Annotated in this window: 26 protein-coding genes; 13 read left to right on the forward strand and 13 right to left on the reverse strand. The window is 64.7% G+C overall.

Annotated features, from left to right (window positions below; all coding sequences use genetic code 11):
* Positions 1 to 9: 9 nt before the first annotated feature.
* From NMB41_RS12600 to mltG, 3 genes are read right to left on the reverse strand one after another with little or no spacing between them, the layout of a single operon-like run.
* Entirely contained in the window at positions 10 to 1,038 is a 1,029-nt protein-coding gene (locus tag NMB41_RS12600) for a DNA polymerase III subunit delta' (RefSeq protein WP_494382836.1), read from the reverse strand.
* A complete protein-coding gene (gene tmk, locus NMB41_RS12605) occupies positions 1,038 to 1,652 on the reverse strand; it encodes a dTMP kinase (RefSeq protein WP_494382781.1) in 615 nt (204 codons plus the stop codon). Before tmk ends, NMB41_RS12600 begins: the two co-directional genes overlap by 1 nt.
* Positions 1,649 to 2,650 carry an endolytic transglycosylase MltG gene (mltG, locus tag NMB41_RS12610; RefSeq protein WP_494382782.1) on the reverse strand — a complete coding sequence of 334 codons (1,002 nt, stop codon included), beginning with the start codon at positions 2,648 to 2,650 and terminating at the stop codon, positions 1,649 to 1,651. The genes tmk and mltG overlap by 4 nt, the downstream gene beginning before the upstream one ends.
* A 148-nt stretch (positions 2,651 to 2,798) precedes the next feature.
* Here mltG and ygfZ point away from each other — a divergent pair, with 148 nt between their 5' ends.
* The 3 genes from ygfZ to NMB41_RS12625 are packed head-to-tail and all read left to right on the forward strand — an operon-like array spanning position 2,799 to position 4,880.
* Complete coding sequence (ygfZ, locus tag NMB41_RS12615) at positions 2,799 to 3,860, forward strand: CAF17-like 4Fe-4S cluster assembly/insertion protein YgfZ (RefSeq protein WP_494382783.1); 1,062 nt, start codon at positions 2,799 to 2,801, stop codon at positions 3,858 to 3,860.
* 1 nt (position 3,861) lies between these two features.
* On the forward strand, positions 3,862 to 4,146 hold the full coding sequence (locus NMB41_RS12620; protein ID WP_494382784.1) for a DUF4936 family protein: 285 nt from the start codon (positions 3,862 to 3,864) through the stop codon (positions 4,144 to 4,146).
* Entirely contained in the window at positions 4,137 to 4,880 is a 744-nt protein-coding gene (locus NMB41_RS12625) for an NRDE family protein (protein WP_494382785.1), read from the forward strand. Before NMB41_RS12620 ends, NMB41_RS12625 begins: the two co-directional genes overlap by 10 nt.
* 75 nt (positions 4,881 to 4,955) lie before the next feature.
* On the opposite strand, the gene NMB41_RS12630 is transcribed toward NMB41_RS12625, so the two are convergent.
* On the reverse strand, positions 4,956 to 6,278 hold the full coding sequence (locus NMB41_RS12630; protein ID WP_494382837.1) for an IS4 family transposase: 1,323 nt from the start codon (positions 6,276 to 6,278) through the stop codon (positions 4,956 to 4,958).
* 388 nt (positions 6,279 to 6,666) lie between these two features.
* Here NMB41_RS12630 and NMB41_RS12635 point away from each other — a divergent pair, with 388 nt between their 5' ends.
* Complete coding sequence (locus NMB41_RS12635; protein WP_494382786.1) at positions 6,667 to 6,810, forward strand: hypothetical protein; 144 nt, start codon at positions 6,667 to 6,669, stop codon at positions 6,808 to 6,810.
* A gap of 58 nt (positions 6,811 to 6,868) precedes the next feature.
* Here NMB41_RS12635 and NMB41_RS12640 read toward each other — a convergent pair whose 3' ends face one another.
* From NMB41_RS12640 to NMB41_RS12655, 4 genes are read right to left on the reverse strand one after another with little or no spacing between them, the layout of a single operon-like run.
* Complete coding sequence (locus NMB41_RS12640; protein ID WP_494382787.1) at positions 6,869 to 7,765, reverse strand: SDR family oxidoreductase; 897 nt, start codon at positions 7,763 to 7,765, stop codon at positions 6,869 to 6,871.
* Positions 7,766 to 7,775: 10 nt separating this feature from the next.
* On the reverse strand, positions 7,776 to 8,558 hold the full coding sequence (locus tag NMB41_RS12645; RefSeq protein WP_494382788.1) for an SDR family oxidoreductase: 783 nt from the start codon (positions 8,556 to 8,558) through the stop codon (positions 7,776 to 7,778).
* Between the two features lie 36 nt (positions 8,559 to 8,594).
* The gene (locus NMB41_RS12650; protein ID WP_494382789.1) at positions 8,595 to 8,897 is read right to left on the reverse strand and encodes a Dabb family protein; all 303 of its coding nucleotides are present in this window, start codon (positions 8,895 to 8,897) and stop codon (positions 8,595 to 8,597) included.
* Positions 8,898 to 8,940: 43 nt separating this feature from the next.
* Positions 8,941 to 10,119: an acetyl-CoA C-acyltransferase gene (locus NMB41_RS12655; RefSeq protein WP_494382790.1), complete on the reverse strand. Its 1,179-nt coding sequence runs from the start codon at positions 10,117 to 10,119 to the stop codon at positions 8,941 to 8,943.
* A 319-nt stretch (positions 10,120 to 10,438) separates the two neighbouring features.
* On the opposite strand from NMB41_RS12655, the gene NMB41_RS12660 reads away from it, so the two are divergent.
* A complete protein-coding gene (locus tag NMB41_RS12660; protein ID WP_494382791.1) occupies positions 10,439 to 12,139 on the forward strand; it encodes an MFS transporter in 1,701 nt (566 codons plus the stop codon).
* A 66-nt stretch (positions 12,140 to 12,205) separates the two neighbouring features.
* Here NMB41_RS12660 and NMB41_RS12665 read toward each other — a convergent pair whose 3' ends face one another.
* The 3 genes from NMB41_RS12665 to NMB41_RS12675 form a co-directional block, all read right to left on the reverse strand.
* Positions 12,206 to 12,832 carry a helix-turn-helix transcriptional regulator gene (locus tag NMB41_RS12665; protein ID WP_494382792.1) on the reverse strand — a complete coding sequence of 209 codons (627 nt, stop codon included), beginning with the start codon at positions 12,830 to 12,832 and terminating at the stop codon, positions 12,206 to 12,208.
* Positions 12,829 to 14,064 carry an MFS transporter gene (locus tag NMB41_RS12670; RefSeq protein ID WP_494382793.1) on the reverse strand — a complete coding sequence of 412 codons (1,236 nt, stop codon included), beginning with the start codon at positions 14,062 to 14,064 and terminating at the stop codon, positions 12,829 to 12,831. The genes NMB41_RS12665 and NMB41_RS12670 overlap by 4 nt, the downstream gene beginning before the upstream one ends.
* 79 nt (positions 14,065 to 14,143) lie before the next feature.
* Positions 14,144 to 14,596, reverse strand: coding sequence for a GNAT family N-acetyltransferase (locus NMB41_RS12675; protein ID WP_494378175.1), 453 nt, complete (start codon positions 14,594 to 14,596; stop codon positions 14,144 to 14,146).
* A 289-nt stretch (positions 14,597 to 14,885) separates the two neighbouring features.
* Between NMB41_RS12675 and pqqA the strand changes: the two genes are divergently transcribed.
* The 5 genes from pqqA (at position 14,886) to pqqE (ending at position 18,085) form a co-directional block, all read left to right on the forward strand.
* On the forward strand, positions 14,886 to 14,975 hold the full coding sequence (gene pqqA / locus NMB41_RS12680; RefSeq protein WP_494378176.1) for a pyrroloquinoline quinone precursor peptide PqqA: 90 nt from the start codon (positions 14,886 to 14,888) through the stop codon (positions 14,973 to 14,975).
* Between the two features lie 73 nt (positions 14,976 to 15,048).
* A complete protein-coding gene (gene pqqB / locus NMB41_RS12685) occupies positions 15,049 to 15,987 on the forward strand; it encodes a pyrroloquinoline quinone biosynthesis protein PqqB (protein ID WP_494378177.1) in 939 nt (312 codons plus the stop codon).
* Positions 15,984 to 16,691 carry a pyrroloquinoline-quinone synthase PqqC gene (pqqC, locus tag NMB41_RS12690; RefSeq protein ID WP_494378178.1) on the forward strand — a complete coding sequence of 236 codons (708 nt, stop codon included), beginning with the start codon at positions 15,984 to 15,986 and terminating at the stop codon, positions 16,689 to 16,691. Before pqqB ends, pqqC begins: the two co-directional genes overlap by 4 nt.
* Positions 16,688 to 16,951 carry a pyrroloquinoline quinone biosynthesis peptide chaperone PqqD gene (gene pqqD / locus NMB41_RS12695; RefSeq protein ID WP_494378179.1) on the forward strand — a complete coding sequence of 88 codons (264 nt, stop codon included), beginning with the start codon at positions 16,688 to 16,690 and terminating at the stop codon, positions 16,949 to 16,951. The genes pqqC and pqqD overlap by 4 nt, the downstream gene beginning before the upstream one ends.
* A 3-nt stretch (positions 16,952 to 16,954) precedes the next feature.
* A complete protein-coding gene (gene pqqE / locus NMB41_RS12700; RefSeq protein ID WP_494378180.1) occupies positions 16,955 to 18,085 on the forward strand; it encodes a pyrroloquinoline quinone biosynthesis protein PqqE in 1,131 nt (376 codons plus the stop codon).
* 56 nt (positions 18,086 to 18,141) lie between these two features.
* Here pqqE and NMB41_RS12705 read toward each other — a convergent pair whose 3' ends face one another.
* The gene (locus NMB41_RS12705) at positions 18,142 to 20,229 is read right to left on the reverse strand and encodes a 3-hydroxyacyl-CoA dehydrogenase NAD-binding domain-containing protein (RefSeq protein ID WP_494378181.1); all 2,088 of its coding nucleotides are present in this window, start codon (positions 20,227 to 20,229) and stop codon (positions 18,142 to 18,144) included.
* Between the two features lie 181 nt (positions 20,230 to 20,410).
* On the opposite strand from NMB41_RS12705, the gene NMB41_RS12710 reads away from it, so the two are divergent.
* From NMB41_RS12710 to NMB41_RS12720, 3 genes are all read left to right on the forward strand, one after another.
* Positions 20,411 to 21,154 (forward strand): hypothetical protein, encoded by a 744-nt coding sequence (locus tag NMB41_RS12710; protein ID WP_494378182.1) that lies wholly within the window; start codon positions 20,411 to 20,413, stop codon positions 21,152 to 21,154.
* 106 nt (positions 21,155 to 21,260) lie between these two features.
* Positions 21,261 to 21,839 (forward strand): MEDS domain-containing protein, encoded by a 579-nt coding sequence (locus NMB41_RS12715; protein ID WP_494378183.1) that lies wholly within the window; start codon positions 21,261 to 21,263, stop codon positions 21,837 to 21,839.
* A 3-nt stretch (positions 21,840 to 21,842) separates the two neighbouring features.
* Complete coding sequence (locus NMB41_RS12720) at positions 21,843 to 23,678, forward strand: putative bifunctional diguanylate cyclase/phosphodiesterase (RefSeq protein WP_494378184.1); 1,836 nt, start codon at positions 21,843 to 21,845, stop codon at positions 23,676 to 23,678.
* An 18-nt stretch (positions 23,679 to 23,696) separates the two neighbouring features.
* Here NMB41_RS12720 and NMB41_RS12725 read toward each other — a convergent pair whose 3' ends face one another.
* Positions 23,697 to 25,352 (reverse strand): 3-(methylthio)propionyl-CoA ligase, encoded by a 1,656-nt coding sequence (locus tag NMB41_RS12725; protein WP_494378185.1) that lies wholly within the window; start codon positions 25,350 to 25,352, stop codon positions 23,697 to 23,699.
* Between the last annotated feature and the right edge of the window lie 264 nt (positions 25,353 to 25,616).

Consider the following 25,616-nt stretch of genomic DNA (forward strand, 5'->3'; position numbering starts at 1 on the left):
CAAACCCTTTCAAACCGCGTTGCAGCAGGCTGTATAGTCCAGCAACATGTCCTCGACGAAGAGCTTGGCCGACAGCGGATGGTCGGCCACGGCCCGGCGTTCGTTCGCGGACTTGATTGCACGTAACAAATTCGCAGTGTGCACGTTGCCGGCCAAGGCTGCAAGTTCCTTCTGGTAGCGCGGATAGTAGCGCACCGTGCCGGCCAGCTTGCTTGACAGCAGGTCGTACAGCCAGCGCTGCTGCCAGGAGACCAGCGCGCTGAGTGGCGTCTTGCTCAGCTTGTCGGCCTGGCGCAGGGCCGCTTCGATATTCGGCCGCGCCAGGAAGCCCAGCAGGGCGTCGAGCTCTTCGCGGCTGCCGCCCGCCGACTGGGCCAGCGCAGCCAGCGGCGCCCCGCCCTCCTCGCGCAGCCAGCTGTCGGCATCAATCACGCCCTGCTGCTGCAGCCAGGACAGCGCGGCCGCATGGTCCGGCATCGGCAGCGCGAACTTGCGGCAGCGCGAAAGGATCGTCGGCAACAGGCGGTCGAGGCTGTTCGAGGCGAGCAGGAAGACCGTACCGGGCGGCGGCTCTTCGAGCGTTTTCAGGAGCGCATTCGAGGCCGGCATGTTCAGCGCCTCGGCCGGATAAAGCACCACCACGCGCAGGCCCTGGCGGTGGGTCGAAATGTTCATGAAGTCCGCCAAATTGCGGATCTGTTCGATCTTGATCTCTTTCGAGGGCGCCTTGGTGGACTTCGATTTTTTGTCGCCGTCGCCTGCTTCCTCGCCCTCGCCGCCGGGCTCGTCTTCGAGCGCTTCGGGACGCACGCGCCGGTAGTCGGGATGGTTGTGCTGAACGAACCAGCCGCAGGAGGCGCAGCTGCCGCAGGCCTGGCCGTCGCCCTGCACGCGCTCGCACAGCAGCGCCTGGGCGAAGGCCTCGATGAAATCGGCCTTGCCGATGCCGCCCGGGCCGTGGAACAGGATCGCGTGCGGCATGCGCTCGCGCAGGGCCTGGAGCTGGGTCCAGGCGGTTTGCTGCCAAGGGTAAATCATCACAGCAGCCTCTCCAGCGCCTCGCTGATCTTCGCCTGGGTCTCGTCGATGCTGCGCGTCGAATCGATGACGGCGAAGCGCGCCGGATACTGGGCGGCGCGGCGCAGGTATTCGGCGCGGCAGCGGGCAAAGAATTCGCCCTGCTCGCGCTCGAACTTGTCGAGCGTGCGCGTCGCGTCCAGGCGCTCGCGCGCCACTTCCAGGGGGACGTCGAACAGCAGGGTCAGGTCGGGCTGCAGGTGGGGGTGGACCCAATTTTCGAGCGTTTCCATCTTGCCGCGGTCCATGCCGCGCCCGCCGCTCTGGTAGGCAAAGCTGGCGTCGGTGAAGCGGTCCGACAGCACCCAGGAACCGGCCGTCAAGGCAGGCTCGATGACCTGCGCCATGTGCTCGCGGCGGCTGGCAAACATCAGCAAGGCTTCGGTTTCCAGGTGCATTTTTTCGTGCAGCAGCATCTCACGCAGCTTTTCGCCCAGCGGCGTACCGCCCGGTTCGCGCGAGGAGACGACCGTCTTGGCGCGCGATTCGAGAAAATCTTTCACGAAGCCAATGTGGGTGGACTTGCCGGCGCCGTCGATGCCTTCGAACGAGATGAATTTACCGCGCGCGCTCATGGCGTGCTCGCTCCGCGCTGGTACTGGTTCACGGCGCGGTTGTGGTCAAGCAGGTTGTCCGAGAACTGACTGGTGCCGTCGTTGCGCGAGACAAAATACAGGGCCGGGGTCTTGGCCGGCGCCAGGGCGGCGCCCAGGGACTGGGTGCCCGGCAGCGCGATCGGGGTCGGCGGCAAGCCGTAGCGGGTATAGGTGTTGTACGGGGTATCGGTGGTCAGGTCCTTCTTGGCGATCTTGCCTTCATAGCGCGCGCCCATGCCGTAGATCACGCTCGGATCGGTCTGCAGCATCATGCCGGTGCGCAGGCGGTTCACGAAGACGCCGGCGATCATCGCGCGCTCGCTTTTCTGGCCGGTTTCCTTTTCGACGATCGAAGCCATGATCAAGGCCTCGTAGGGCGTTTTATACGGCAGGTTGGCGTCGCGCTTTTCCCAGGCCTCTTTCAGGCGCGAGAGCAGCATCTGGTGCGCCTGCTTATAAATCGACAAGTCGCTCGAGCCTTTGGCGAACAGATAGGTGTCCGGGAAGAACAGGCCTTCGGGCTGCTTGTATTCGGCCGATACCTTGGCCATCAGCTCGGCGTCGCTCATTTTCGCCGTCTCGTGGCGCAGGGTCTTGGTGGCGGCGATGGCTTCGCGCATCTGGCGGAAGGTCCAGCCTTCGATGATGGTGACCGCTTCCTGGGCGTATTCGCCCCGTACCAGCTGGCTCAGCAGGCGGCGCGGCGAGGTATTCGGCTTGAGCTCATAGCTGCCGGCCTTGATTCGGGCGCTTTCACCTGTGACGCGCGCCAGGATCTGAAACAGCAAGGGATTCAGTGGAATCCCCGCCTTCACCATTTGCTGGGCGGCTGCGCCGACGCCGCTGCCGGGCGTGATCGTGAATTCGATCGGCGGTTCAGCCGTGGTGAGCGCCTGTTTCGACCACCACGAGAAGCCGCCGACGGCCACGATGGACACGATCACGGCGGTGACGATAGTTTTTTTTATAAAGGCCATTCTGATTTTCTGTGTTTCGACGCTGTATTGCGCTCTGTGTTACTAGTTGTGTTCCGGGCCGCGTTTCGCCGTCTCCGGCGCGAATTGCTCGACAACTCTATAATGAGGCCGTAATGATAAAGCCTAAACCGCAAAGCATATTGCATTTATGAGTAACTGGACAGAATATCTAGGGTCGCATGGCGCCCGTTTCCATATCGACGAAGCCACCCAGGTCGAGGATTTCGGCCGCAGCCTGAGCGCCGCCGATCTTGCGGCCGGTTTCGTTGCGCCCGTCACCGATCTCGGCCTGATCGCGGTCGCCGGCGAGGACGCCGCGCGCTTCCTGCACAGCCAGCTGACCAACGACGTCGAGCACCTGGGGCCGAACGAGGCGCGCCTGGCGGGTTTCTGCACGCCCAAGGGGCGTTTGCAGGCAACCTTCCTGATGTGGCGCGATCCTGAAGGCACGGTCTGGCTGCAGCTGCCGCGCGCCATCCAGGCCCCGCTGCAAAAGCGCCTCTCGATGTTCGTGATGCGCTCGAAAGCCAAGCTGCGCGACGCCACCGATGAAGACGCCGTTGCGGCCGTGATCGGCGCCGGCGGCGCCGCGGCCCAAGCGGCCCTGCGCGCCCAGGCCCTGGTGCTGCCTGAGACTCCCATGTCGAGCACGCACGGCGAGCACGGCACGGTCATTCGCCTCTCGGACGCCTTCGATGCCCCGCGCTACCTGTGGCTCACCTCCAGCGAACAGGCCCAGGCCGCCCTGCCAGCGCTGGCGTCCACACTGGCGCTGGGCGGCAATGCAGCCTGGCAGCTCGCAGCCATCCACGCCGGCGTGCCGCAGGTAAGCGCCGCGACCCAGGAACAGTTCGTGCCGCAAATGATCAACCTCGAGTTGCTCGGCGGCGTGAATTTCAAAAAAGGCTGCTATCCGGGCCAGGAAATTGTCGCGCGCAGCCAGTATCTTGGCAAGCTCAAGCGCAGGACCAGCCTGGCCACGGTGGACAACGCCGCGGCGCGTGCCGGCGACGAAGTGTTTACTAGTACCGATCCCGACCAGCCCTGCGGTATGGTCGTGAACGCCGCGCCCAACGGTGCGGGCGGCGCCGACCTGCTGGTCGAAATCAAGCTGGCCGCGCTCGGCGAAGAAGTGCACCTCGGCTCGGCGGCAGGCGCACCCGTGCGCTTCCTGCCGATGCCCTACCCGCTGGACGCGCTCGAGCTCTAGCATGATCGACCTCTACGTGTATTACAAGGTGCGCGACGAAGACGCCGCCGCCCTCGCGCCCCTGGTCGGCGCCCTGCAGGCCCGGGTACTAGAGCCGGGCGCCGCGCGCCTGCTGCGCCGGCCCGGCAGCCAGGACGGCATGCAGACCTGGATGGAAGTGTATCCGGACGTGCCTGACAGCTTCGCCGACGCGCTGGAAGCTGCGGCGAGCGAAGCCGGGTTCGGCCATTTGGTACAAGGCCCGCGCCGCGTCGAAGTTTTCGTGGAGTTTCCCCCATGTGCCTGATCGTCTTTGCCTGGCGTGTCATCCCGGGCGTGCCCGTGATCGCGGTTGCCAACCGCGACGAATTCTACGACCGCCCCGCCGCCCCGGCCGCCCCCTGGCCTGAACACCCCAACCTGATCGCCGGGCGCGACCTGGAACACGGCGGCAGCTGGATGGGCATCACGCGCGAAGGGCCGAACGGGCCGAAATTCGCCGCGCTGACGAATATCCGCGCCCCCGGCGAAGGCCGCGCGAATGCGCCCTCGCGCGGAGAGCTGGTGGCGGACTTCCTGCAGGGTTCGTTTTCGGCCGCCGAATACCTCGACCTGATCACGGAGCGCGGCGACGTCTATAACGGCTTCAACCTGGTGCTTGGCGACCGTGACAGCCTGTACTGGTATTCGAACCGTGCCGGCGACGACCCGCGCAATGGCCAGCCCCTCGAAGCCGGACGCATCTACGGCGTCTCGAACGGCCTGCTCGACGCGCCCTGGCCGAAGGTAACCCGCACGAAGGCCCAGTTCGCCAGCCTGCTGTGCCAGGGCGCACCCGAGGACGCCTATTTCGAGATGCTGGCCGACACCACTCGCGCGCCCGACATGCGTCTGCCGGAAACCGGCGTGCCGCTCGACCTGGAGCGGGTGCTGTCGGCGGTGTGCATCGAGACGCCGGGGTATGGCACGCGGACCTCGACGGTGGTGAAGCTGTATGAGAATGCGCCGGCGGAGTTGCATGAGCGGGTTGTGCAGCCGTAATGCGCACCGCCGGGTGAGCTTGTCGATCCGGTCGCGTACCGTAGGGTGGGCTCTTGAGCCAGTCTTTTAAAGGTCTTAGCTAACGAACCCTGCCTTAAGCACACGCGCTGTCGATACATGGCGGCGCTTCTCTGCTGCTGAAACGATGGATTTCTCCTTCGTTTTTTTGGGGAATACTGGATTCTTGCGGAGCGCCTTGGGCCTGGCATGTACGGCGATTTCCAGCAGGAGGCGGCTTAGCTGCAGGGCGTCGAGGGCGTCGTAGGGTTTCCAAGGGGCGACCGTCGTCGCCATCATCATGCCGGCGTAGCAGCTTTTCACTTCGAGTGCGACATAAAACGGCGACAGCTCGATGCCTTGGTTACGTAAATCATGGGCGGCCGAGATGGCTGCCTGAATGACGCTCAGGACGTTATAGGCCATGACCGCCACGCCGAAGGCCAGTAAAGCTGCGCGTGGATGGCCAAATGTTTTCACTTCGCTGTGCAAGACAGATTCAAGACGCTGGAACAGCGTCTCGATCTTCCAGCGATGCCGATAGAGGCGTGCTATTGCACATGCCGTGAACTCCTCGCTTGGCAGATTCGTCAGTATCCGGATGACCTTTTCTCCGCTGTCGGTCGCTGCGTCCAAGTGCAGTTCAATGCGCCGCAGCCTTACCGTTTTTTGCGTTTCGGGCTCGAACTCGACCGCTTGTTCGAACACGCTTCCTGTTTCAACAAGTCCATGGCAAGACAGGTCGGCCAGCGCATGTGGATTGGGAGTGCTGCTGTGCTCACGCACGATGAAATTGCAACCGCGGCGATCCCATTCGCCCAGAATGGTGCGGGTGCTGAAAGCGCGATCGGCGATCCATAGCTCGCCCGGCATGGCGCGCTCGAGCAGTGACGACATCACGGTCCGTTCCTGCGTATAGGCGTCTTCGCACGGTTCAATATCGATCACCAACCTGCGGTCCGGATCGTAAACGATTAGGGAGTGACCCGGCAGGGGCGCCCCACCAAAGCCTCGCAATGGCTTGAGTCGCTTTTCGGTCGCTGGCAAATGGCTGCCGTCGACGATCCGTAGCCGGTAGCCCGGCACGGTAAGCGGCTCATCTTTGATCATCGGCGCCAGCACTGCGTCGAGGCGCGTTGCGCTTTCAGTTACCAATGCGCGTACCAGATTGGGCTCGGTATGCTTGAGCTTGTCGTACAGTGCCTGCACTGACACGCCTAATTCAGGACATTCCCTGGCAGCAGCATGCAGCGATGGGCGCAACCCAACCGCTACCAGCGATACCAAGTCTACTGTTGTTGAGAACAGCAGTTCTCTTTCATACTGCTTGCCGCGTTTACGCTCGAATAACTTATCGAGCCAGGCAGGCTCCAATGCGTGCTGCAGCGCCAGTCGCGCCATCACCGTGACTGGACTTCCCTTGGCACACTGCTCTATCACTTCGTTCAACATGGCACAGTCCTCCTGTACCACTTGGACGCAAACTACAAATAATAGTGCCACGCTATTGCTGTTGCTTGCCGGAAGCGCACCTTTAAAAGACTGGCTCTTGAGCCCACGCGGTGCTGCGGTGGCGAGTCGATATCTCGTCGTAGGACGAGCGGTCTGATCGGCTTGCTTGGACGAATCAGCCGCTATCACTGATCGGGCGCCCGACCGCGTGGGCTCGAGATCCCACCCTACGGTGCGCTTCGGCTTCGGATTAGTTCCTTCGACGCGTTTGATCAGGCGCAAACCTCCTGACATCGGCGGCGTTAGCGTTTTCTTTCGCCTTACGCGGAGGATCACCATGCGCCCATCCCGACTATTCTTTTCGGCCAGCCTCGCCGCCATCCTGGCCGGCTGCCAGACCCAATCGACCACCGGCAACATCAACGAATTCCCCAACGACAACCCGACAGCCACCGCCGGCGAACTTTCCAGAGGCGTTTAGCGCGCCCATGAAAAAGCGGAGACCGCAGGCTCCGCTCTCCGAATCCAATCCCGCTGACTTACAAACGCGAGCGCAGCATCTCGCGCACGTGGGGCGTGGCCGCGTAAGGATCGGGCGGATTGACGCCCTGCACGATCGCTTCCATCCGCTCGCGCACGCCGCCCAAGGCCTGCGGATGCGAGTAGATGTAGAACTGACCCTCGCGAATCGCATCGAAGGTGATGCGCGAGACGTCGGTCGCCGACACCTTGCCCGATTCCACCGCCTTGCTGGTCACCGCCTGGGCCGCCAGCTGGCTGGCCGTCGGCCGCACTTCGGGCTTCAGGTCTTCCGGACGGTTGCGGTGCGACTGGTGAATGCCGGTCGGGACGAAATACGGGCACAGCACCGAGGCGCCGATCGGGGCTTTCACCAGCTGCAGGTCGTGGTAAAGCGATTCCGAGAGCGACACCACGGCATGCTTGGAGACGTTATACACCCCCATGGCCGGCGCGTTCAGCAAGCCCGCCATCGAGGCGGTATTGACGATGTGGCCCTCGTAGTCCGGGTCGCGGCTGGCGCACTCGAGCATGGCATGCATGAACACGCGCACGCCGTGGATCACGCCCCAGAGGTTCACGCCCAGCACCCATTCCCAGTCGGCTTGCGTGTTTTCCCAGACCAGGCCGCCCGAGCCGACGCCAGCATTGTTGAATACCAGGTGAATGCCGTGGAAGCGCGCAATCGCCGCATCGGCCAGCTCCTGCACGTGGGCGCCCTTGCTGACGTCGCAGACCATGGCCAGCACTTCGGCCCCGCCAGCGAGCAACTCGTCGGTGGCGCGTTCGAGCGCGTCGGCCTGGACGTCGGCCAGCACCAGCTTCATGCCCAGTTCGGCCGCCCGGTCGGCGAATTCGCGGCCCAGGCCGCTACCGGCGCCGGTGATGACGGCGACCTTGCCCTTGAAGTTCTTCATGGAACTCTCCTTACACCGCGGACACGCCGCCATCGACGGCCAGGATCTGGCCGGTGATGTGCTTGCTCGCATCGGAGGCGAACAGCACCACCGCACCCTTGAGGTCTTCGTCGTCGCCCAGGCGGCCCAGGGGCGAGCCTTGCGCCAGCTTGTCGACGCCGATCGAGGCCAGCACGCCCTTCGTCATTTTAGACGGGAAAAAGCCCGGCGCAATCGAGTTGACGGTGATGCCGTGGCGGCCCCACTCGCCGGCCAGCGCGCGCGTGAAATTGACCAGGGCCCCTTTTGAGGTGTTGTAGGCGATCGTGCTCATCGTGCCCGGCGCATTGCCGGCAAGACCCGCGATCGAGGAGATATTGATGATCTTGCCGTAGCGGCGAGGAATCATCGACAGCTTGCCGACCGCTTGCGACACCAGGAAGATGCTGCGCACGTTCAGGTTCATGACCTTGTCCCAGGCTTCGAGCGGATGCTCCTCGGCCGGCGCGCCCCAGCTGGCGCCGGCATTATTGACGAGGATATCGATCTGGCCCAGGCGGCGCAGTGCTTCCTCGACGAAAGGCTGGACGTTGGCTTCGCTCTGCAGGTCGACCGCGATGGCGGAGGCATCGATGCCCTTGCCGGCAAGGTGGGCCACGGCTTCATCGAGTTCTTCCTGCTTGCGCGCCGAAATCACGACGCGCGCGCCCTGCTCGCCGAGCGCTTCGGCCATCTGCAGGCCGAGCCCGCGCGAGCCGCCAGTCACCAGGGCGGTTTTGCCTTGCAACGAAAATAGATCCTTGGTAGTGCGCATGCTGTCTCCGTATTGTTATGGGTGAAGGTTCAGTATTCAGACTTCGTAATCCATGCACTGGCGCGCCTCGCGCACGGCGCCGATGAAGGGCACCAGCGCCTTGTGCGTCGGATGGGTGGCGTACGCCTCGAGCGCGGCCTTGTCCTCGAATTCCGAGTACAGCACCACGTCGTAGGTCGCTTCCAGGCCTGGCTGGGCCAGGGTGACTTCGAACTTCAGGATGCCGGGAACAATGTCCGCGCATTCGTCGAGCCGGCGCTTCATTTCGCGCGCGTTGGTCAGGCGGTCTGCGCCTTCGGCTTCGTCCTTGAGTTTCCAGATGACGATATGTTTGATCATAGGTTTTTCGACTCTCAGCAATGAGTTTGAAAGGTTTTGCGTATCACAGGACTTCGAACAAGCCTGCCGCGCCCTGTCCGCCGCCAATACACATGGTGACGACCACATATTTCACGCCACGGCGCTTGCCCTCGATCAGCGCGTGGCCAACGAGGCGCGCGCCGGAAACGCCATACGGATGGCCCACGGCAATCGCGCCGCCGTTCACGTTCAGGCGGTCCATCGGGATGCCGAGCTTGTCCGCGCAATACAGCACCTGCACGGCGAAGGCTTCGTTCAGTTCCCAGAGGCCAATGTCGGCGACGGTGAGGCCAGCCTTCTGCAGCAGTTTCGGCACCGCGAACACCGGGCCGATGCCCATCTCGTCGGGCTCGCAGCCGGCCACGGCAAAGCCGCGGAACACGCCCAGCGGCTGCAGGCCTTTCGACTCAGCCATGCTGCGGCTCATCAGGATCGAGACCGAGGCGCCATCCGAGAACTGGCTGGCGTTACCGGCCGTGATCACGCCGCCCGGCAGCGCGGTGCGGATTTTCGAGACCGCTTCGATGGTGGTGTCGGCGCGGATGCCTTCGTCGGTGGAAATCGTCACTTCGCGCGTGAGGAGCTGGCCGGAGGCCTTGTCCGCCACGCCCATGACGGTCGTCACCGGCACGATTTCGGCATCAAAACGGCCCGCGGCCTGGGCGGCGGCGGCGCGTTGCTGGCTCTGCACGCCATACGCATCCTGGCGCTCCTTCGGAATGCCGTAGCGCTTGGCGACGGTCTCGGCCGTCTGCAGCATCGGCCAGTAGATTTCCGGCTTGTTGGCGCGCAGCCAGGGGTCGGTCAGCATGTGGGTGTTCATTTCCTGCTGCACGCAGGAGATCGATTCGACGCCGCCGGCGGCGTAGATCTCGCCTTCGCCCGCGATGATGCGCTGGGCGGCCAGGGCAATCGTCTGCAGGCCGGACGAGCAGAAGCGGTTGACCGTCATGCCCGGCACCGTGGTCGGGCAGCCGGCGCGCAGCGCGATCTGGCGCGCGATGTTCGCGCCCGTGGCGCCTTCCGGATTGGCGCAACCCATGATCACGTCCTCGACTTCGCCGGCGCCAATGCCGGCCCGTTCGATGGCCGCGGCCAGCGCATGGCCGCCGAGCGTGGCGCCGTGGGTCATGTTGAAAGCACCCTTCCACGACTTGGCCAGGCCCGTGCGGGCGGTCGATACGATCACTGCTTCTTGCATGCTGGTCTCCCTGGTTGGTAGTGACTACTCGAATTGGACCAGATGAGAATAGCACAATTAAGTACGACCGTTCGCAAATTCTCTGGCCCGCCTCAAGGGCTGTTCCGGATCGATTCCTGCCCGGGTGGTGTCCAAATGAGAAAACATTTGTTCGCTCCGTTTCGGGTAGCCGAGCCTACCAACTTACGCAAGCGAACCCATCAATAAAATGTAAGTTTCGGGTAAGTTTGGAGCAAGCATGACGTAAGTTTAACGGTCCACACTGCGACCAGCTTTCAAAGCTATCCGATGAAATCAAATTAATAGACGGAGACAAAAAATGGCTATCACACCAGGCATGACCGCAGGGGGCAAGTCAGTGCCCACCTCGCAGGGGATGACCAAGGAAGAACGCAAGGTGATCTTTGCGTCCTCGCTTGGCACCGTTTTCGAATGGTACGACTTCTACCTCTACGGTTCGCTTGCCGCCATTATCGGCAAGCAGTTCTTCCTTGGTGATCCCACCACCTCCTTCATCTTCGCCCTGCTCACCTTCGCGGCCGGCTTCATCGTCCGTCCGTTCGGCGCGCTCGTGTTCGGCCGCCTCGGCGACATGATCGGCCGCAAGTACACCTTCCTGGTCACCATCCTGCTGATGGGCGCCTCGACCTTCATCGTCGGCCTGCTGCCGGGCTATGCCACGATCGGCATCGCGGCGCCGATCATCCTCGTCACCCTGCGCATCCTGCAAGGCCTGGCGCTGGGCGGCGAATACGGCGGCGCAGCCACTTATGTGGCCGAGCACGCACCTGAAGGCAAGCGCGGTTTCTTCACCGCCTGGATCCAGACCACCGCAACCATGGGCCTGTTCCTGTCGCTGCTGGTCATCCTGGCTACCCGCACCGTCGTCGGCGAAGCCGAGTTCGCCGCCTGGGGCTGGCGCATTCCCTTCCTGCTGTCCGTGATCCTGCTGGGCGTCTCGGTCTGGATTCGTTTGTCGATGAACGAATCGCCGGCCTTCGCCAAGATGAAAGCCGAAGGCAAGACCTCCAAGGCGCCGCTGTCGGAAGCCTTCATGAACTGGAAGAACGCCAAGATCGTCATCCTGGCCCTGGTCGGCCTGACGATGGGCCAGGCCGTGGTCTGGTACACCGGCCAGTTCTACGCACTGTTCTTCCTGACGCAAACCCTGAAGATCGACGGCCCGACCGCCAACATCCTGATCGCCATCTCGCTGCTGCTGGCCACGCCGTTCTTCCTGTTCTTCGGCGCGCTGTCGGACAAGATCGGCCGCAAGTGGATCATCCTGGGCGGCTGCCTGATCGCGGCGGCAACCTATTTCCCGATCTTCAAGGCCATCACCCACTACGGCAACCCTGCCCTGGCACAGGCCATCGCCACCGCGCCGGTCACCGTCGTCGCCGACCCGGCCACCTGCCACTTCCAGGTCGACCCGACCGGCACGGCGAAATTCCCGTCGTCCTGCGACATCGCCACCCGCATGCTGACCAACGCTTCGGTCAACTACGATACCGTTGCCGGCCCAGCCGGCTCCGTGGCCCAGGTCAAGATTGGCGACAAGGTCATCCAGTCCTTCAACGCGGTCATGACGCCTGACAACCTGAACTTCGACGCCGACAGCAAGGCGAAAGAAACGGCGCTCAAGACCGAAGTCGTCGGCACCCTGAAGTCGGCCGGCTATCCCGAGAAAGCCGACCCGGCCCGCATCAACAAGCCGATGCTGGTGCTGCTGCTGTTCATCCTGGTGCTCTACGTGACCATGGTCTACGGCCCGATCGCGGCCATGCTGGTCGAGATGTTCCCGACCCGTATCCGCTACAGCTCGATGTCCCTGCCTTACCACATCGGTAACGGCTGGTTCGGCGGCCTGCTGCCAACCATCTCGTTCGCTCTCGTGGCGGCCAACGGCAACATCTACTACGGCCTCTGGTATCCGATCATCATCGCCCTGATCACGGTTGCGATCGGTGCGTTCTTCGTTCGCGAAACCAAGGACAACGACATCTACGCTTCGGACTGATCGTGGCTTGATGAAAAAATGCCGCTGGAGACAGCGGCATTTTTTTTGGGCGAAGCTTGGATGATGTCAGCCGGGCACCGGGTTGACCCGGTAGGCGCAGCGCCGCGCCCCGGCCAACTGATGTTCGATGCGCACCACCGACACCTGCGGCCCCAGCACGCGCCCGAAGACCTCGAGCTCGGAACGGCAGAAATGCTGGCACGACCGCGCCGCCGCGCGGATCGGACAATGGTTCTCCACCAGCAGCACGCTGCCGTCCGCCTGCGTTTCAACTTCCGCCATATACCCCTCGGCATCGCGCGCCCGTGCCAGCGCCGCTACCTGCTCCGCAAGAGAAGCAAACGCCCCCACCTGAGCGCGGTAGGCCGCTTCGCCCGCAACTTCGCGCGCCTTGACCAGGCGGTTCAAACCGTCTTCGCCGAACAGCAGGCGCACCTGCGCAATGATCTCCAGCGTCAGCTCGGCGTGGCGGTCGGGGAAGCGCGCATGGCCGGCTTCGCTCAGAAGCCAGCGCCGCACCGGCCGCCCGACTTTGCCAGGACTGTCGGCATAGCTCACCAGTCCCTTCTCCTGCGCCGCTTCCAGCTGGCGCCGCACGCCCATCGAGGTCATGCCGAGCAGGCCGGACAAGGCCTGGGCCGTTTGCGGTCCGCGGGTTTTCAGCAGGAGCAGCACTTCGTCGAAGGAATTCACTTTGCCTCCATTGCGTGGTCAAGCTTGCGCGCGCTCGCGCTGCGCATCGCGAAGGCCGCCCAGACCGCGAGGGAACCGCCGACGATCAGCACCAGCTGTGTGTCGACCAGCGCCAGCAGCCCGCCCGCCAGCGCCATCACGATGTTCGCCAGGCAAAAGGTCGCCGACAGCAAGCCCATGACCGCGCCCTGGCCGAAGCCGGCGAAACGGTCCGCCGCCCAGCCCTGCACGGTCGCGTTATAAAAGGCATGCGGCAACCCGAACAGGACAATGGCCACCAGGCCCACGCCGAGGTTGCCGAAGCCGACGGCCAGGATCGCCAGCGCCGCCAGGCCCGCCTGCACGCTGGCGCGGCGCTGGGGTTCAATGCGGCTGGCGCGGCCGGCAAACAGGGCGGCGAAGGTCATCAGGCCGCACATGCCCATGTTCACAAACGCGATCTGGCGCACCTCGTAGCGGCCGACGTCGACCAGCCACAGCGGGAAGAATTCGTAGAAGGCGGCCACGCCGCAGGCGTAAGCGAAATGCACATAGAACAGCGCGCGCAGCGGCGCATGGCGGAGAAGCGTGAATGCATGCTTTTGCGAGGCCACCACCCACCAGCGCGCGCCGCCGGCTGGCGCAGCAGCTTCGCGCGCGAGGGCGATTGCAGCCAGGCCGGCGCCCAGCACCAGCGCCCCGGCGGCAATCGCGAACGGCAGCATGATCGACACGCCCACCGTCAAGCCCGCCAGCAGAGGCCCGACCAGCCAGCCGAGGTGGAAGGCCCCGTTCAGCCAGGACAGCGCGTGGTTGCGCAAGCCCCCGGTCAGCTTTTCGGCCAGCATGGCGCGCATGATCGCCCCGTTCCCTTCGAGCAGGCCCGTGGCGAACCGGGCCAGCAGGAAGAGCGGATAGGATTCGGCCACCAGGGCCGCGGCGGTGAGCCCATGCCCGAGCGCGGCGCCAAGGGCGGTGCCGAGCAGGATGCGGCGGCGCCCGAAGCGGTCGGAAATCGCCCCCAGCACGGCGCTGCCGATCAGCAGGCCCAGCGGATTGACCATCAGCGCTATGCCGAGCAAGAGCTTCGGGGGAAAGCCGAGGAAGTCCGTGATCGCGCTGGTGGATTCGCCGCCGAACAGGGGCGCCAGGATAGGGTACGGCAGCGAAGCGCCGGTGGTCGACAGCAGCGCGAGCAGGCAGGCGCTGGCGATCAGCAAGGTATTGGTGGACGAAGGCGAACGAGTGCGCATGCCCACATTCTGATCCCGGCTCAGCAATAAGTAAACGGCGATGTTTATTTATTGCCAGCAGAACCTTGCCAACGCAAACTTACACCGCGTTCTTTTGCATGAAGACCGAAAGCGGGTCGAGCGGATAGTCGCCGAAGGGTCCGCAGACCCGGTAACCCAGGCGTTCGTAGAGCAGCAGCGCCTCCGGCATGGTCGGTCCCGTCTCGAGCATGAAGCTGCGGCAGCCCTGTTCCATCGCCTTGTGCTCCAGGGTTTCGACCAGGCGCCGCGCCAGTCCCTGGCCGCGGGCATCGGGCCGCACATACATGCGTTTGATCTCGCCATAACCCGGGTTCAGCACGATGGCCGCGCACCCCACCGACACGCCGGCCGCGTTGCGCGCGACGGCAAAGTGCACGTTCGGACGCAACAGGGATGCGAGATCGAGCGCGTACACGTTCTCGGGCGGATACAGCGAATACAGGTAAGCATCGAGTTCCTTGCACAGTGCGTGCACCTCGGGCTGGTCCGGCGTTTCAAATGCGATCTGCATGGATGGAAGGATGGTGGTTTGCGCCAATCGATGAGTTTATCACCGCCGGCCTGCCAGCCACCGGCGAAGATTGTTGCAGGCGATGTGTTCAGTTTCGACACACTGTTCTATCCGTGAACATTTCCCTCGCCTTTGACAGGGCGCCGCCCCGGGTTTTTTGCTTGATGCGTCAGGCGCACGCCGGCCCTGCCCCCGCGGCACAGAACTTGCTCTGGTACTAAGTCTGCAAGGATCCGGGGCTCGCCCCAGCGCAGTCTTTCCATGCATTCGGCAACCCACCATTCTAATCTTGAGGAGATCGACCATGACCTGGAGCAAACCGGAATTCATCGACTGGCGTTTTGGCTTCGAAATCACGCTCTACATCGCCAAGCGCTAAGCCCACGTTTCACCGGCCGCCGCGTCGCGGGAGCAAAACCGCAGGGCGCGGCGCCCGGATCACCGGACACCCCATGAAAATCATCGTCCTCGGTTCCGCGGCGGGTGGCGGTTTCCCGCAGTGGAACTGCAACTGCCGCAATTGCGACGGCCTGCGTAGTGGTTCAATCCGCGCCACCGCGCGCACCCAGTCGTCGATCGCGGTCTCGAAAGATGGCATCGACTGGGTCCTGATCAATGCCTCGCCCGACATCCTCGCCCAGATCCGCGCCACGCCGGCCCTGCAGCCTGCGCGCGGCCGGCGCGATACCGGCATCGCCGCCGTGATGCTGATGGATGCCCAGGTCGACCACGTCACCGGCCTGCTGATGCTACGCGAGGGCAAGCCGCTGCCGCTCTACTGCAGCGCCTCGGTCTGGGACGACCTGAATGCCAGCCTGCCGCTGGCGCCCGTCCTCTCGCATTACTGCGGCCTGCGCTGGCACCCCTTGGCGGCCATCGACGGCGGACCGGCCATGCTGCCGGTCGAGGTGCCGGGCGTCAAAAGCATCCGTTTCACGCCGCTGGCCCTGACGAGCAAGGCGCCGCCCTATTCGCCGCACCGCGCCCATCCCGGCGTGGGCGACAACATTGGCCTGCTGATCGAAGACCTCGAACACGGCAGCGCCGTCTTCTACGCGCCGGGTCTGGGCGCGATCGAGCCGCAGGTGGAGGCGGCCATGCAGGCGGCCGCGTGCCTGCTGGTCGACGGCACCTTCTGGCGCGAGGACGAAATGATCGAACTGGGTTTCTCGTCCAAGCATGCGGCCGACATGGGCCACCTGCCGCAATCGGGCGCGGGCGGCATGATCGATGTGCTCGACAGGCTCGACCGGGACGACCGCCGGCGCCGCAAGATCCTCATCCACATCAACAACACCAACCCGATCCTCGACGAAGACTCGCCCGAGCGCGCCGAGCTTGCGCGCCACCGCATCGAGCTCGCCTTCGACGGCATGGAGATCGAGCTATGAGCCTTCCACCCTGGAGCCCCAGCGAGTTCGAAGCGCAACTGCGCGCACGCGGCGCGGGTTACCACATTCACCATCCTTTCAACCTCAGGATGAACGGCGGGCTGCTGACGCCAGACCAGATCCGCGGCTGGATCGCCAACCGCTTCTATTACCAGGTCAATATTCCGCAGAAGGACGGCGCCATCATCGCCAACTGCCCCGACCGCGACACGCGGCGCAAATGGGTGCGCCGGATTCTCGACCACGACGGCTGGGAAGATAACGCGGGCGGCATCGAAGCCTGGGTGCGCCTGGGCGCGGCGGCCGGCATCGATCCGGAAGCGCTGTGGTCGCAGCGCCTGGTGGTGCCCGGCGTGCGCTTCGCGGTCGACGCCTACGTCAATTTCGCGCGCCACGCGCCCTGGCAGGAAGCGGTCTGCTCCTCGCTGACGGAAATGTTCGCGCCCCAGATCCACAAGGACCGCCTGGCCAACTGGCCGCAGCACTATGGCTGGATTGATCCCGCGGGCCTGCAGTATTTTCGGGGCCGCATTTCGCTGGCCGAGCGCGACGTCGAACACGGCCTGCAGGTGACGCTGGCGCATTTCACGACCCGCGTCCAGCAAGAGCGCGCGCTCGAGATCCTGCAATTCAAGCTCGACGTCCTGTGGGCCATGCTCGATGCGATCGACAAGGCCTATCCATCTTCTTCGGAGACACCATGAACACCCTGCCCGACAAACCCGCGCTGTCGCGCGTCTTTCGCATGCAATGGGAAGAAACGCAGAATAACTATGTGCTGCTCTACCCGGAAGGCATGGTCAAGCTCAATGGCAGCGCGGCCGAAATCCTCAAGCGCTGCGACGGCCAGCGCAGCGTGCCGGCAATCGTGGCCGACCTCGAACAGGCCTTCGGCGCCAGCGGCCTGCAAGGCGATGTCGACGACTTCCTGCAGGCCGCCCACGAGCGCGGCTGGCTCGCCTGAATCATGAACGCGCCCCACCCCCGCATTGCCGCGCCGCTCTGGCTGCTGGCCGAGCTGACCTACCGCTGCCCGCTGCACTGCGCCTTTTGCTACAACCCGGTCGACTACACGCGCCAGGCTGCGGAGCTGAGCACCGCCGAATGGTTCGGCGTCATGCGCCAGGCGCGCGCGCTCGGTGCGGCCCAGCTCGGGTTCTCGGGCGGCGAGCCCCTGGTGCGCGAGGACCTGGAAGAACTCGTCGGCGAAGGCCGCCGGCTCGGCTTCTACACCAACCTGCTCACCTCCGGCGTGGGCCTGACCGAGCCGCGCCTGGCGCGCATGAAGGAACTGGGCCTGGACCACATCCAGCTGTCCTTCCAGGACTCGACCCGGGAGATGAACGACTTCCTCTCGAATGCCAAAACCTTCGAGCTGAAGGCGCGGGTGGCCAAACTGATCAAGCAGTACGACTATCCGATGGTCCTGAACGTGGTGCTGCACCGCTTTAACCTCGACCACGTCGGGCGCATCATCGAGATGGCGCTCGAGATGGGGGTCGAATACCTGGAACTGGCCAATACCCAGTATTACGGCTGGGGACTGGTCAACCGCGCCCAGCTCATGCCGACCCGCGAGCAGCTGGAGCGCGCCGAAGCCGTGGTGAACGAATACCGCGCCCGCATCGGCAACCGGGTGCGGATATTGTTCGTCGTGCCCGACTATTTCGAGGAACGCCCCAAGGCCTGCATGAACGGCTGGGGCTCGGTCTTTCTCGGCGTCTCGCCGGACGGCACGGCCCTGCCTTGCCATGCGGCGCGCTCGCTGCCCGGCATCGCGTTTCCGAACGTGCGCGATTACAGTGTGGAGGAAATCTGGTACGCCAGCGGCGCCTTCAACCGCTACCGCGGCGACGCCTGGATGAAGTCGCCCTGCAGCACCTGTCCCGAGCGGAGCAAGGACTTCGGCGGCTGCCGCTGCCAGGCCTATGCGCTGACGGGCGACGCCGAAAACGCCGACCCGGTCTGCGCCCGGTCGCCGCACCACGAAGGACTGCAAACAATCGTGATGCAAGCCCAGCGCGCGCAAGCAGAAGTGCCGGCGCAGACTATCCTGTTTCGCAGCGATGCGAATGCACGCCGGCTGGCCGGGCCGTAAAAGGGCATCCGGTGCTGCGGCGACGGGTTCGACGACCCGCCGCCATCACCGCGTTGTCAGCCGTTGAAGCCCTTGCCCTCGCCGGCAAGGTGTTCCAGCAGCGGCGCCGGCGCCCAGGCGTCGCCATGCTTGCCGCGTGCGAAAGCGCGCATGGCCTCGAGCACATTCGGCAGGCCGACGGTGTCGGCATACAGCATCGGGCCGCCGCGGTGCAGCGGGAAGCCGTAGCCGGTCAGGTAGACCATGTCGATGTCGGAAGCGCGCAGGGCAATGCCTTCTTCCAGGATGCGCGCGCCTTCATTGACCAGGGCGAACACCAGGCGCTGGACGATTTCCTCGTCCGACACCTTGCGCCGCTCGCCGCCGCTGGCCTGCAGCTGGGAAGCGACCAGCTCGTTCACCACCGGCGACGGATACGCGGTGCGGTCGCCCGCCTTGTAGTCGTACCAGCCGGCGCCCGTCTTCTGGCCGAAGCGGCCCTGTTCGCACAGCAGGTCCGGCACTTTCGAGTACTCGATGTCCGGGGTCTCGATGTAGCGGCGCTTGCGGATATACCAGCCGATGTCATTGCCGGCCAGGTCGCTCATGCGGAACGGGCCCATGGCGAAGCCGAACTTTTCGATCGCCTTGTCGACCTGCTCGGGCAGCACGCCCTCCTCCAACAAGAAGAAGGCCTGGCGCAGGTATTGTTCGAGCATGCGGTTGCCGATGAAGCCGTCGCACACGCCCGAGACCACGCCGGTCTTCTTGATCTTCTTCGACAGCGCAAGGCCAGTGGCCAGCACGTCCTTCGCGGTCTCCTTGCCGCGCACGATTTCCAGCAGCTTCATCACATTGGCCGGGCTGAAGAAGTGCAGGCCGATCACGTCCTGCGGGCGCTTGGTGAAGGCGGCGATCTTGTCGAGGTCGAGGGTCGAGGTGTTCGACGCCAGGATCGCACCCGGCTTCATGACCGCGTCGAGCTGGCGGAACACGGTTTCCTTGACGCCCAGGTCTTCGAACACCGCTTCGATCACGATGTCGGCCTGGGCGATTTCCTCATACGACAGGGTGCCGGTAATGAGGCCGATGCGCTGTCCTGCTTTCTCCGGCGAGAGCTTGCCCTTCTTGACCGTGTTCTCGTAGTTCTTGCGGATCGTGGCCAGTCCCTTGTCCAGCGCTTCCTGTTTCGTTTCCAGGACCGTCACCGGGATGCCGGCGTTCGCGAAATTCATCGCGATGCCGCCGCCCATGGTGCCGGCGCCGATCACGGCGGCTTTTTCGATCTTGCGGGTTGGGGTGTCTGCCGGCACGTCCGGCACCTTGCTGGCGGCGCGCTCGGCGAAGAAGGCGTGGCGCAATGCCTTCGATTCATTCGTCTGGGCCAGCGCCAGGAAGCGGTCGCGCTCGTATTTCAGGCCGTCTTCGAACTTCATCGTCACGCTGGCGGCCACGCATTCGACGCAGTCGAGCGGCGCCGGGAAGGGGCCGCTCATGGCTTTCACGGTATTGCGCGAAAATTGCAGGAAAGCTTCAGCGTTCGGGTAGTCGACCTTCAGGTTGCGCACTTTCGGCAGCGGACGCGTGTCGGCGATGCCTTCGGCAAATTCGACGGCGGAGGCGACGAGGTCGGCGCCTTCTGCGAACACTTTGTCGAACAGCTTGGTCCCGGCCAGCTTTTCCGACAGCACCGGGTTACCCGAGACGATCATGTTCAGGCCCTGCTCGAGGCCGACCACGCGCGGCAGGCGCTGCGTGCCGCCGGCGCCCGGCACCAGGCCGATTTTGACTTCCGGCAGGCCGATCTGGGCGCCAGGCGTGGCGACGCGGTAGTGGCAGCCGAGCGAGAGCTCCAGGCCGCCGCCCATGCAGACGCCGTGGATGGCGGCCACGACCGGCTTCTCGGAATTTTCGGCGGTGGCGATCAGGGTGTGCAGGGTCGGTTCGGTCAGCGCTTTCGGCGAATTGAATTCGCGAATGTCGGCTCCGCCCGAAAACACCTTGCCGGCGCCGGTGATGACGATGGCCTTGACCGCGTCGTCCTGCGCGGCGCGGCGCAGCGCGGCGACGGCGGCGGTACGGGTTTCCATGCCCATGCCATTGACCGGCGGATTGTTCAGGGTGATGACGGCAACGCTGCCACGCACGACGTAGTCTGCACTCATGTCTCTTCCTTTTTAATTGGTTGAACCTGCACTTTCAACTATAACGCCAAAAAGTACGGTCGTGTTATTTTTGAAGCCGAAAGATTGCCGGTCCTGCCCGCCCTGCATGAAGGCCATGCGCATGTGTCAGAATGCCGGGTTCGAATCGAACCTGCATGCGGCCGCGGCCCGGGAGCTTTATATGGAAAAACTGATTGCTGAACTGATGCGCCTGTTCATTCCGGCGGGGACGCTGGACCCTGCGCAGCTGGCCCAGCGCCTGCTCGGCCACGACACCCAGCCTCTGTCCCTAATCGCGCCCGACGGTCTGACGCGGGCGATCGCCATCCCCTTCGACAAATTGCCCGAGGACGGAGAAAACGGCCATTGGACGCGCCTGTGCGAAGCGGCAAGCAGCCTGCAGGCCGGGCACGGCTTCCCTGCCCCGGCCGTGAGCGTATCCGGCGGCAAGGGCTACAGCCTGTGGATTTCGCTGGCCACGCCCGTACCAGAGGCACAGGCGCGCCGGTTCGCCGGTCTGCTGCGCCAGGCCTGGCTGCCCGGCGCCGAAGGCGCTGCGGACGAAGCCATGGCCGCCCTGCCGCCCTGCCTGAACCCGGCCACCGGCAAATGGGCCGCCTTCATTCACCCGGGCATGGGGGCCTCGTTCGCCGAAGAGCCCTGGCTCGAGATGGCGCCGCCGGCGCCGGCCCAGGCCGCCTTCCTGGAAGCCATCGAAAGCGTCGGCAGCGTCCAGTTCGAACGCGCCTTCGCAGCCTTGCAGCACCCGGCCAGCCAGGCGCCGGCTGCGCCCCTTGCGGCGCCGCAATCGAAGGCGGTCCTCCTGCTCGAGGACGCCACGCTGGAAGACATCGTCCGGCACCTGCATGCCCGCCACATCGAGCCCACCTTCCGCCACCTGATTCCGCCCGGCCGGCCGCACTGAGGCCCGCCCGCCACCGCCCGGGATGCCTTCCCGCGCCGGCGGGTGTATGCTGGCTGCATTCAGGCGTATTTACCTTTGGCTCGGAAAATTCCGCAAGGAGACCGGCATGGGGCAGTCAGGGCGGCACATCTGTCTCGGGTTTACGGATGAAACTTATCCGGAAGGCACCCATATCTGTTACCTCTACAACAGCGAGGAGGAGCGGCGCCGCATCCTGCCCCTGTTCGCGCGCCACGCCCTGCTCGAAGGCGAATCCTTCGACTACCTGGCCGACGTCCCCACGCGCGCCGACCTGCCGCGTGCCATGGCTGAGCTTGGGTTGCCGCCGCAAGTGGCGATGTCGACCGCCATGGAAGGCTATTACCCTGACGGCCGCTTCGACCCGGATGCGATGCTCGAGCGCCTGCGCAAGCGCTACCTGGAATCGAAGGCGGCCGGCCTGGCCGGGGCGCGCATCGCCGGCGAAGCGAACTGGGCCGCGCGCGGCGTGCCCGGCGCCGACCGGATCGTCGAGTGCGAGGCGCGCATCAATGCCCTGGTGAAGGACACGCCGATCACCGTCATGTGCCAGTACGACCTGCGCCAGTTCGACGGCGCGCTGATGTTCGAGATCATGAACGTGCATCCGGTGATGATCGTGGGCGGGCATGTGCTGCGCAATCCCTTCTGCCAACACTCCGCCTGAACCATGGGAGACGACGACACCGGGCGCCCCGGGCTGCCCACCGCTGCCGTACTCGGACGCCTGCTGGTCATCCAGCAAGCCATCGATGCCATTCCAGACGAGGTGCGCATTGCCGGCTTCGTGCGCCGCGCCTTGAGCGAAATGCCCGGCGTGGCCGACGTCCACGTTCAGCTCGACGGGCACACGGTGCCGCCGAACCAGCGCATGGCGGCGCTGCTGGGGCGCTGCGAGCATGAACTGCAGCAGGCAGCGGCCAGGGGCGCCCTGCACGGCCCCGGCGACGAGCTGCAATGCTTCCCGATCGAGGCGGCCGGCCAGCGCTACGGCCACTTGGTGCTGGAAGTGCGCGACGCTGCCGCACTGCGTCCTTACCTGGCCTTTCTCGGCAATATTTCAGGCACGATCGGCCGGATCGTCACGGCGCGCAAATACCAGGCCCGGCTGGCAGAGCTCAATGCCGAACTGCGCGAGGCGCGCGACACCCTCGAGCTGCGCGTGGCCGAGCGCACCCGCGAGCTCGAATACCGCACCACCCACGACCAGCTCACGGGCCTTGCCAACCGGACCCTGCTGACCGACCGCCTGGAGGGCGCGATCGCCGCGGCCGCGCGCGACAACTGCATGGTCGCGGCGATCTATCTCGACCTCGACAACTTCAAGTTCATGAATACGGGCCTGGGCAACGCCTGTGGCGACCTGTTCCTGTGCGAGACGGCGCGGCGCTTGGCGCGCCTGGCGCACGAGGGCGATACGGTGGCGCGCATCGGTTCCGACGAATTCGTGATCCTGCTGGCCCGCCTCGACGGCGTCGAACGCAGCGGCGCCCGCCTGTCGGCCATGCGGGCGGCGGTACGCGAGCCGGTGCGTCTGGCGGGCAAGGACGTGGTGGTGACCTGCAGCATCGGCGCCAGCGTCTACCCAGCCGACGGCATCGAGCCCGAACTGCTCCTGCGCCGCGCCAACTCGGCCATGCACCGCGCCAAGGTATCGGGCAAGGATGCGATCCAGTTCTACGCCAGCACGCATGATGCCGCCGTGGCCGAACGCATGGGACTCGAAACGGAACTGCGCCAGGCCATCGCGAGCGGCGAAGTACTTGTCCATTACCAGCCCAAGCTCGATGTGGCGAGCGGCGCTTTTGTGGGCGCCGAAGCGTTGGCGCGCTGGGCCCATCCACGGCGCGGGATGCTGCAGCCGGGCCAGTTCATTCCGCTGGCCGAAGACTCGGCCCTGATCGTCGGGCTGGGCGAGCGGGTGCTGCTGCAGGCTTGCCTGCAGGCGCGCTACTGGCAACAGGCGGGCCTGGGGAATAAATCGGTCGCGGTCAACATCGCGGCGCGCCAGCTGCGCGACGACGGCATCGTCGACACGGTGCGGCAAGTGCTGCGCGACACCGGCATCGGCCCCGGCTGCCTGGAACTGGAGGTGACGGAGAGTTCGATCATGCACGACCTCGACCATGCCGCAAATCTGCTGCACGAACTCAAGGGCCTGGGCGTGACGATCTCGATCGACGATTTCGGCACCGGCTATTCCAGCCTGGCCGCCTTGCGCAATTTCCCGGCCGACAAGCTGAAGATCGACCGTTCCTTCGTCCACGAGATCGAAACCGCGCCCAGCGCGGCCGCGGTGGCGCTGGCCGTCATTTCCTTCGCCAAGACGCTGGGCATGCGGGTCAACGCCGAGGGCGTGGAAACCCGCGGCCAGGCCAATTTCCTGAAGCGCCACGGCTGCGACGAGATCCAGGGTTTCTTGCTGGCCAGGCCGGTGCCGGCGGAGCAGGTGCAGCTGCTGTTCCGCCAGCCGCCACTGGGCGGCTGGGGAGGTCCGGCAGCATGAAACGCCGCCGGATGAACATCAAGCCGTCGGCAGCTTGTGCTCCCGGTACTGGTCGCGCAAGCGGTTCTTCTGGATCTTGCCGGTTGCGCCCATCGGCAGCGCTTCCGTGAAGACGACGTCGTCCGGCAGCCACCATTTCGCGATCTTGCCTTCGAAGAAGCCGAGCAGCTCTTCACGCGACACTTCGACGCCCGGACGTTTCACGACGACCAGCATCGGCCGCTCGTCCCATTTCGGGTGCGCGATGCCGATGCAGGCCGCCTGCAGCACGGCGGGGTGCGACATGGCGATGTTTTCCAGGTCGATGCTGCCGATCCACTCGCCGCCGGACTTGATCACGTCCTTGCTGCGGTCGGTGATCTGCATGTAGCCGTCGCCGTCGATGGTGGCCACGTCGCCGGTCGGGAACCAGCCGTCGACCAGCACGTCGCCGCCCTCGTCCTTGAAGTAGCGCGAGATGATCCACGGGCCCTTGACGTACAGGTGGCCATAGGTCGTGCCATCCCAAGGCAGTTCCTTGCCCTCGTCGTCGACGATCTTCATGTCGACGCCGTAGATGGCATGGCCCTGCTTTTGCAGGATCTTGCGTTGTTCATCCTTCGGCAGGTCGCGGTGCTTGGCCTGCAGGGTGCTGGCGGTGCCCAGCGGCGACATTTCCGTCATGCCCCAGGCGTGGATCACCTGCACGTCGAGCTTGTCGATCAGGGTGTCCATCATCGCCGGCGGACAGGCCGAGCCGCCGATCACGGTGCGGCGGAAGGTGGAGAATTGCAGGTCGTTCTGGACTGCGTGGTTGATCAGGCCCAGCCAGACCGTCGGCACGCCGGCCGAGAAGGTCACGCCTTCGGATTCGAACAGGTCGTACAGCGACTTGCCGTCCAGGGCCGCGCCCGGGAACACCATCTTCGCGCCCGACAGCGGCACCGAATACGGAAGGCCCCAGGCGTTCACGTGGAACATCGGCACCACCGGCAGCACCGTGTCGGCCGACGAGACGTTCAGCGCGCTCGGGGTGCTGGACGCGTAGGCGTGCAGGATGGTCGAGCGGTGCGAGTAGAGCGCGCCCTTCGGGTTGCCGGTGGTGCCCGAGGTATAGCACAGGGTCGCGGCCGAGTTTTCGTCGAACAGCGGCCAGGCGTAGTCGTCGCTGCTGGACGCGATCAGGTCTTCGTAGCACAGCAGGTTGGGGATCTTTGTTTCCTGCGGCATGTGGGCGCGGTCGCTCATCATCACGAAGCCCTTGACCGTCTTGCAGTGGGCGGCGACCGCCTCGACCAGCGGCAGGAAGGTCAGGTCGAAGAACAGGTACTGGTCTTCGGCGTGGTTGACGATGTAGGCGATCTGTTCCGGATGCAGGCGCGGATTGACCGTGTGCATCACCGCACCGGAGCCGGAGACGGCGTAATACAGCTCCAGGTGGCGGTAGCCATTCCAGGCCAGGGTCGCGACGCGGTCGCCGAGCTTCACGCCCAGGCCTTCCAGCACCTGCGCCATGCGCCGCGAACGCTGCTCGCACTCGCGGTAGGTGTAGCGGTGCAGGTCGCCTTCGACGCGGCGCGACACGATTTCATTGCTGCCGAAATGGCGCGCGGCGAATTCGATGATGCTCGAGATGAGCAAGGGCTGGTTCATCATCTGGCCCATGAGCGGGCTCTTCGGATATGACATGTGCATGGTCTCCTGTGGACGAAACATTAACTCCGGACGAGTGTGAGTCGCTCGGCTGTCACCCGTCAAGGGCTTTCCATGCTGCGTCGCAGCACGACCGTACTATTCCGTTACCGGATGTAAGCGTAGTGGCGCTACAGGCGTGCGTGAATAGAATGAGCCGGGTACGGTAGAATCGCTGTTTCCCTCTATTCGCTCATTTTCTGACACGGAGCTGCCATTACGCCTGACGAACTGCAACTCAAGAACGGCTTCGCCGCGCTGCCGCCC

It is taken from the genome of Massilia sp. FBCC-B171 (assembly GCF_059134155.1).